General features: G+C 77.2%; 5 protein-coding genes. 1 reads left to right on the forward strand and 4 read right to left on the reverse strand.

The window, feature by feature from the left end:
* Window positions 1-3: 3 nt before the first annotated feature.
* From BM314_RS12680 to BM314_RS12695, 4 genes are all read right to left on the reverse strand, one after another.
* Window positions 4-948, reverse strand: a complete 945-nt coding sequence (locus BM314_RS12680; RefSeq protein ID WP_091978327.1) for a DUF2142 domain-containing protein — start codon at window positions 946-948, stop codon at window positions 4-6.
* Window positions 949-1,024: 76 nt separating this feature from the next.
* Window positions 1,025-1,981, reverse strand: coding sequence for a glycosyltransferase family 2 protein (locus BM314_RS12685; protein ID WP_091978328.1), 957 nt, complete (start codon window positions 1,979-1,981; stop codon window positions 1,025-1,027).
* Window positions 1,978-2,970, reverse strand: a complete 993-nt coding sequence (locus tag BM314_RS12690) for a glycosyltransferase family protein (RefSeq protein WP_244539927.1) — start codon at window positions 2,968-2,970, stop codon at window positions 1,978-1,980. The genes BM314_RS12685 and BM314_RS12690 overlap by 4 nt, the downstream gene beginning before the upstream one ends.
* Window positions 2,967-3,599, reverse strand: coding sequence for a PadR family transcriptional regulator (locus BM314_RS12695; protein ID WP_020093357.1), 633 nt, complete (start codon window positions 3,597-3,599; stop codon window positions 2,967-2,969). The genes BM314_RS12690 and BM314_RS12695 overlap by 4 nt, the downstream gene beginning before the upstream one ends.
* Window positions 3,600-3,938: 339 nt before the next feature.
* Between BM314_RS12695 and BM314_RS12700 the strand changes: the two genes are divergently transcribed.
* Window positions 3,939-6,816 (forward strand): glycosyltransferase (locus BM314_RS12700; RefSeq protein ID WP_091978329.1); only part of this gene is annotated, 2,878 nt, incomplete at its 3' end.

A 6,816-nucleotide genomic window follows, 5' to 3' on the forward strand; every position in this document is an offset into this window, starting at 1 on the left:
CCGCTACGCCCGCAGCGCGATCATCGGCAGCACCACCGCGTCGAGGGCGGCGGCCAGCACCGGGAGCAGGGCCGGCCAGCGCAGGGCCGCCGCGGTACCGATCCGCCCCCGGGCGAAGGCCAGGATCAGCATCGGCGCCAGCGGCAGCAGGTCCCGGGCCTGCATCCCCCCGAGGCCGCCCGCCGGGGCGAGGGCCCGCGGCAGCACCGCCAGCCAGAGGCCGAGGAGCGCGCAGCCCGAGAGCCACAGCCGCTCCGCGGGGGGGGGCAGGGGGCCGCGCCGCAGCGCGACGGGCGGCACCAGCAGCGCGGCGGCCCAGACCCCGGTGAGGAACCCGGGCAGCGGGACGGGCAGGGACACAAATCCGCCCCCCGCCGCGCCGGGGGGCGGAAGCCCGGGGCTCGCGGCCGGCAGCAGCGCCGGCAGGAGAGCCGACAGGAGAGCCGGCAGCAGGGCGAGCGCGGCGAGCGGCAGCCGCTCCCGCCAGGCGCGGACGCGTCGCCCCGGGGGCGGGAACGGCACCAGCAGCATCCCCACGAGGGGCGCGCAGGCCGGCCGCGCCAGCACCACCAGGGCGATCGCCAGCGCCGCGCCGGCGCGGCGCACCGAACCGTGCCGGCCCGTCATCGGCCGGGGGCTGAGCAGCGCGGCCGCGAGCGCCGCCAGCGCGAGGACGGGCCCGTCCGGTCCGGAGGCAGCCGCGAGCGAGGCCGGGAAGCACAGCAGCGCGAACAGCGCGGCCCGTCCCCGGGTCGCCAGGGCCAGGGCGGCGAGCCCCAGGCCCAGGAACGCCGCGATGCCGGCGAGCCGGCCGCCCACGGCGAGGGCGGAGGTGGACGGGGACTCGCCGGGCAGGCCGATCCAGGCCAGCGCGAGGCAGGCCGGGAAGCCGAGGCCCAGGAAGGCAAGGGCCCAGAACCGGCCGTCGCCGGTGATCGGCAGGCTCACGGCCGCGTCCGGGTCGATCGGGCGGCCGGCCCCTGCGCGGCGGGCGCGCGGACAGGGCGCGGCATCGCCGGCCCGCTCAAGCGGCGGGCCGCACGCGCGCGGCCCGCAGGAGGTCCGGCACGAGCCCCGGCAGCGCCGCGGCCAGGAGGCCCGCCGCCCGCAGGACCTCCGCGGCCTCCCGGGGGGAGCGGCGGGCGAGAGCCAGGGCGAGCCGCAGGGGCACCTGCGCGCCGAAGCTCGCCGCCGCCAGGCCGAGGGCCGTCGCGGCGCCGTGGTGCTTGCCGGCGTAGAGGATCTGGCTGCGCAGGAAGTAGAACAGCCGCCGCGCCCGCACCTGCCGGGTCGTGCCCTGGCCGACATGGCGGGCGACCGCCCCGGCCACGTGCCGCACCGCGAAGCCCGCCGCCCGGGCCCGTTCGCAGAGGTCGGCATCCTCCCAGTAGACGAAGAAGCGCGGGTCGAACCCGCCGAGGCTCCGGAACAGGTCGCGGCGGATCATCAGGAAGGCGCCCATCACCTGGTCGACGGCGCGGTCCTCCGCGTGGTCCCACTCCAGCAGGAAGTGCGGCCGCACGAGGCCGAGGCGGTCGAGCGCCAGGGCGCGGCCGAGGAGGCCCAGCGCCGAGGGCGCCCGGGCGCAGGAGCGCGCGGTCCGCCCGTCCGGGTCGACGAGCCGCGCGCCGACGATCCCGGTCCGCGGGTCGGCCGCCAGGGCGGCCAGGGCCACGCCGAGCGCGTCGGGCGCGACCTGCGTGTCCGGGTTCAGGAACAGGATCGCGGGGGCGTCGCCGGCGGCGGCGCCCTGGTCGCAGGCCCGGCCGAAGCCGAGATTCGCGGTGTTCTGGATCAGCCGGAGCGGGCGGGGCAGGGCGGGCAGGGTCTCGGTGGAGCCGTCCGTCGAGGCGTTGTCCACCACGGTGACCTGCACGGCCGCGGCGTCCCGCGCGGCCGCGAGGCTCGCGAGGCAGGCGCGCAGCAGGCCGCCGCCGTTCCAGTTGACGATCACGACGTCGAGGGCAGGGCGGTCGGTCACGGCAGGTCCCGGGGCAGGTCCCGCGGCAGGTCCCGGGGCGGCCCGAGGCGCCCGAGGGCGCCGTCGCGCGCGGCCGCGAGGAGCCTGAGCAGCACGGCGGGCCGGAAGCCCGAATCCGCCCAGTACAGCCCGGCCTGGAGCGGCAGGTAGGCGGCCTGGGCGAGTTTCCAGCGCGGCGGCACGTGCGGCAGCCGCCACGCGTAGATCGCGTTGCGCAGGTAGGTCGCCATGCGGAACAGGGGCTGGCGCGGCATCGTGATCCCGAAGGCCCGGATCGTCCCGCCGCCCACGCGGTGCGGGATCGCGACGGCGTCGGCTCGGTAGCAGCCGTAGCCGAGGCTCCAGGCACGGAAGCACCATTCGAGCTCGACCCCGTCGATGAAGAAGTCGCCGCGGAACGGCCCGACCCGCGCGAAGGCGTCGAGGTCGACGAGCGAGCCCGAGGTCGCCAGGAACTGCACGGGAGCGAGGCCGTCGCGTGCCGGCGCGCCGGGACGGGGCGGGTAGGCCGGCGCCTTGTGGCCCGGTGCCGGCGCGGGCGCCGGGCCCACCACCGCCGCCGGGATCCCGGCCTCCCGCAGCCGGTCCCGCGCCGCCAGCAGCGCGGCGGCGAGATCCGCGGGCGGCTCGGCGTCCTGGTCGAGGAGGAGGAGGATCCCGCCCCCCGCGGCGCGGGCGGCCGCCGCGATCCGGTTGAGCGCCTCGGCGATGCCGAGATTCGTGCCCGCCGACAGCAGGGTCACGCCGGCCCGGGCGAGCTGGTCGGCCGTCCCGGCCGGGAGGCCGCCATTGTCGAAGGCGATCACCGCGGCGTCGCCGGCCGAGGCCAGGGCCCGGACGCGCGCCACCTGGTCCGGCCGCGGCCGGAACAGGGTGATCCCGAGGACGAGGCTGCCGAGCCGCGGGTCGGGCACCGGCCGCGTCCCGGTGACGGGTCCGGTGACGGGTCCGATGACGGGTCCGGTGACGGGCGCGGGACGGCCCGTCACGCCCGCTCCACCGCGGCGGTCGCCGCCTCCAGGGCCGCCGTGATGGCGGCGGCCTGCTCGGCGCTGAGCGGGCCGCGGGCGAGCCGCATCTGCAGGGCGAGCTTCAGCCCCTCCTTGGCGCGCACGACCGAGGGCGGGGGACCGTCGCCCCGGGCGGCCTCGGCCTCGGCCATCCGGGCGAGGATCGCCTCGAGGGTCGGGCGGTTGCCGTCCAGGAAGGCCTGCCCCTCGGGCGTGATCGCGTGCAGCCGCTTGGTGCCCTCCCCGGGGGTCACCGTGACGTGGCCGAGTTCCTCCAGGAGGGTCAGCGTCGGGTAGACGGTCCCGGGGCTCGGGCTGTAGGCGCCGCCGACCCGCTCCTCGATCGCCTTGATGATCTCGTAGCCGTGGCGCGGCTTCTCGGCGATCAGGTGGAGGATGACGAGGCGCAGGTCGCCGTGGGCGAAGAAGCGCGCGAGGTCGCCGCGGCCGCCGCGGCCGAACATCCGGCGGTCGCCGGGACCGCGACCCGGGTGGCCGTGGGGCCCGTGCCGTCCGCGGGGGTCGCCGCCCATCGGCCCGCGATGGGCGCGGACGCGGAAGGCGTCGAAGGGATCGGCGTGCAGGCCGTCCGAGACATAGGGATGCATGGAGACGACTCGATTTCGATATGACGAATTTTCAGATATATCGAAATACGGTCGGCAGCAAGGCCCCTCCGCCGGTCCGCGGCATGACCCGCGGCATGGCCCGCGGCGCGGACGCCGGCGGCGCCCCGCGGTTTACGGATTCGGCCGGTTCCGCTAGTGCGACTTGTGTCCGACAGGACGATCGCTCCCGCGCCGCCTCGCGCCTCCGACGCTGCCCGCCAGCTGCCGCCCATGACCCGATCAGAGCCCCGCGCCTCGACGGCGCCCGCCCGGCGGGCGGCCGATGGATCCCGCGCCCCGTGACGGCCCGCGGCGAACGCCCCTCCGCAGAGTCCTGAGATGCGCCGCGACTCCGACGGGACCGGCCGGATCTCGGCCCTGACGCGGATGCGACGCCGCCTCGGCCGGCTGCGCGACCCGCTGGCCACGCCGGCGGCGCTGCACCGACGCTGGGCGGGCGCCGCGACCGGCGCGGATCTCGAGGCGCGCCTGATCGCCGCCCTGGCCCCGCACTTTGACACGGCGTTCTACGCGAGCTGGTACGGGATCGCGGCCGACCCGGTGCGCGACTACCTCGTCCACGGCTGGCGCGCGGGCCGCGACCCGCGCCCCGACTTCGACTCCGCCGCCTACCTCGCCGCCCATCCCCACCTCGCCCGCGCCGGCATCAACCCGCTCCTGCACGCCCTCGCGCGCCGCCGCGCCGGACGTGAAGGGGAGGGGGAGGCGGCCGCCCTGCCGAAGCCCGACACGGCCGAGGCCCACCGCCTCGCCCGCCGCCTCGTCGACGGCGCCTTCTACCTCGCCGGCAACCCCGACCTCGCCGCCGCCGGCGTCGACCCGGTCGACCACTACATGGCCTCCGGCTGGCGCGAGGGCCGCGAGCCGGCGCCGCACTTCGACACCCTGGCCTACTGCCTCAGCCGCGGGATCACCTTCGCCACCCGGAACCCGCTGGTGCACTACGTCCTCCACGGCGGATCGGCCCGCCCCGACCCGGAGGCCGCGCTCGCCCTGCGGGTCGAGACCCTCGCCCCCTACTTCGACGCCGCCCATTACCGGCAGCGCCTGCCCGGACCGCAGGCCGAGGCGCTGGCCGATGCCCCGGACACGGCGCTGCTGCGCCACTACGTGGCGGAGGGCTGGCGGGCGCGGATCGGCCCGCGGCCGGACTTCGACCCGGCCGGCTACGTGCAGGCGCGGGCCGGCAGCCGGGCGGTCGCGGACGACCCGTTCTTCCGCTACGTCGCCGAGACCCGGCTGACGGGGGCCGAGCCGTTCGCGGGGCCGCACCGGCTGAACCTGCCGGCGGTGGACGCGGCGTGGTACCGGGCGACCTACCCGGACGTGGGCGGGCGCGAGCCGTTCCTGCACTTCGCCGAGGCGGGCTGGCGGGAGCTGCGCGATCCCGGCCCGGGGCGCTCGACGCTGGCGGCGCTGCTGCGGGTCTGCGGGCTGCGGCCGGCGCGGGCGCCGGTGGAGGACACGGGCTGGCTCGGGGCGATCGGGCAGGAGACCCTCGAGCGGGACGCGTTCCTGGACCTGCAGGCGCGTCTGGTGGCGGGGCATTTCGACCACGGCTTCTACCGGGCGCGCTACGGCCTGTCGGAGGCGCAGGACGCGGTGCGCGACTACTGCGACACCGGCTGGCGCGCGGGCCGCAACCCCAGGCCCGACTTCGACGGGCAGGCCTACGCCGACGCGCATCCCGGGATGCGCGAGACGGGCCTCGCGCCCCTCGTCCACCGCCTCGCCACGGCGCTGATGCACGGCACCGACATCGCGGCCGGTGCCTTCCACCCCCGCTACGGCACGCCGGATTCGCGGGAGGCGGCGCTGGCCGACGAGGCCCGGACGGTCGCGCCGTTCTTCGACGCCGCCTTCTACGCCAAGCGCAACCCCGACGCCGCCGACGCCCCGCTCGCCCACTTCGTCGCCTACGGGCAGCACGAGGGCCGGGACCCGAGCAAGACCTTCTCGATCGCGTTCTACCGGGAGACCTACGGGCACCTGCTGGGTCCCGGGGAGTCGCCGTTCCTGCACTACGTGCGCACCGGCCGGGCCGCCGGGCTGATGGGCTGCCCCGAGGATCTCGGCACCTACCCGCCCATGGAGGCCCCGGCGGCCGACGACTGGGACCGCCTGCCCCGGGCCCTGCCCATCGCGCAGGCCCGCGTCGTCGTCATCGTCCCCGTCTACAAGGGCCGCGGCGAGACCCTGCGCGCCCTCCACGCCTGCCTGTCGGCACCCCAGGCCACCCCCTTCACCCTGCTCGCCGTCAACGACCGCTCCCCCGACCCGCAGCTCACCGCGGACCTCGCCGCCCTCGCCGGCCGCGGCCTGTTCCACCTCGTCGAGAACGAGCGCAACCTCGGCTTCGTCCGCTCGGTCAACCGCGCCCTCGGCCTGCGCCAGGGCCGCGCCGTCGTCCTGCTCAACTCCGACGCTGAAGTCTTCGGCGACTGGCTCGACCGCCTCGTCGCCCACGCAGAACACAACGCCGAACACAACGCCGAGCCTCGGGCCGGGTCCGGCACGGAAGGAGGGGCAGAGGCTGGGGCAGGGGCCGGGGCCGGGGCAGGGATGGGCGCGGGGCTGCCCGTGGGCAGCGTCACGCCGCTGTCCAACAACGCCACGATCTGCTCCTACCCGCGCTTCAACGCCAACAACACCATGCCGCTGGAGATCGCCCGGCCCGACCTCGACCGCGTGGCCGCGCAGGTCAACCGCGGCCGCGCCGTGCCCGTGCCCACCGGCGTCGGCTTCTGCATGTACATGACCGCCGCCGCCCTCGACGCCGTCGGCGACCTCGACGCCGAGGCCTTCGGCAAGGGCTACGGCGAGGAGAACGACTGGTGCCTGCGCGCCATCAAGGCCGGCTTCGTCAACCTGCTCGCCGAGGACGTGTTCGTCCACCACGCCGGCCAGATCTCGTTCGGGCTCGACGCGGGCGGCGAGTACGACCAGGGCCAGGCGGCGCTGCTCGCCAAGCACCCCGACTACCCGGCCCGCGTCGGGCAGTTCGTCCAGGCCGATCCCGGCCGGCGCGGGCGGGCGCGGCTCGACCGGGCGCGGCTGGCCCGGCACTTCGCCGGCCGGGCGCTGCTCTACGTGACGCACAGCTGGGGCGGGGGCATCCAGCGGCACATCGACGACATGGTCGCGCAGGCCCGGGCCGAGGGCCTGAGCGTGGTGCTGCTGCAGATCGACCGGACCC

The organism is Methylobacterium sp. 13MFTsu3.1M2, assembly GCF_900112625.1.
Lineage (GTDB): Bacteria > Pseudomonadota > Alphaproteobacteria > Rhizobiales > Beijerinckiaceae > Methylobacterium.

What these genes read in the sequence shown, in the direction of transcription:
- BM314_RS12695 (WP_020093357.1), bottom strand. Translation starts at nt 3,599, where the DNA reads ATGCATCCCTATGTCTCGGACGGCCTGCACGCCGATCCCTTCGACGCC.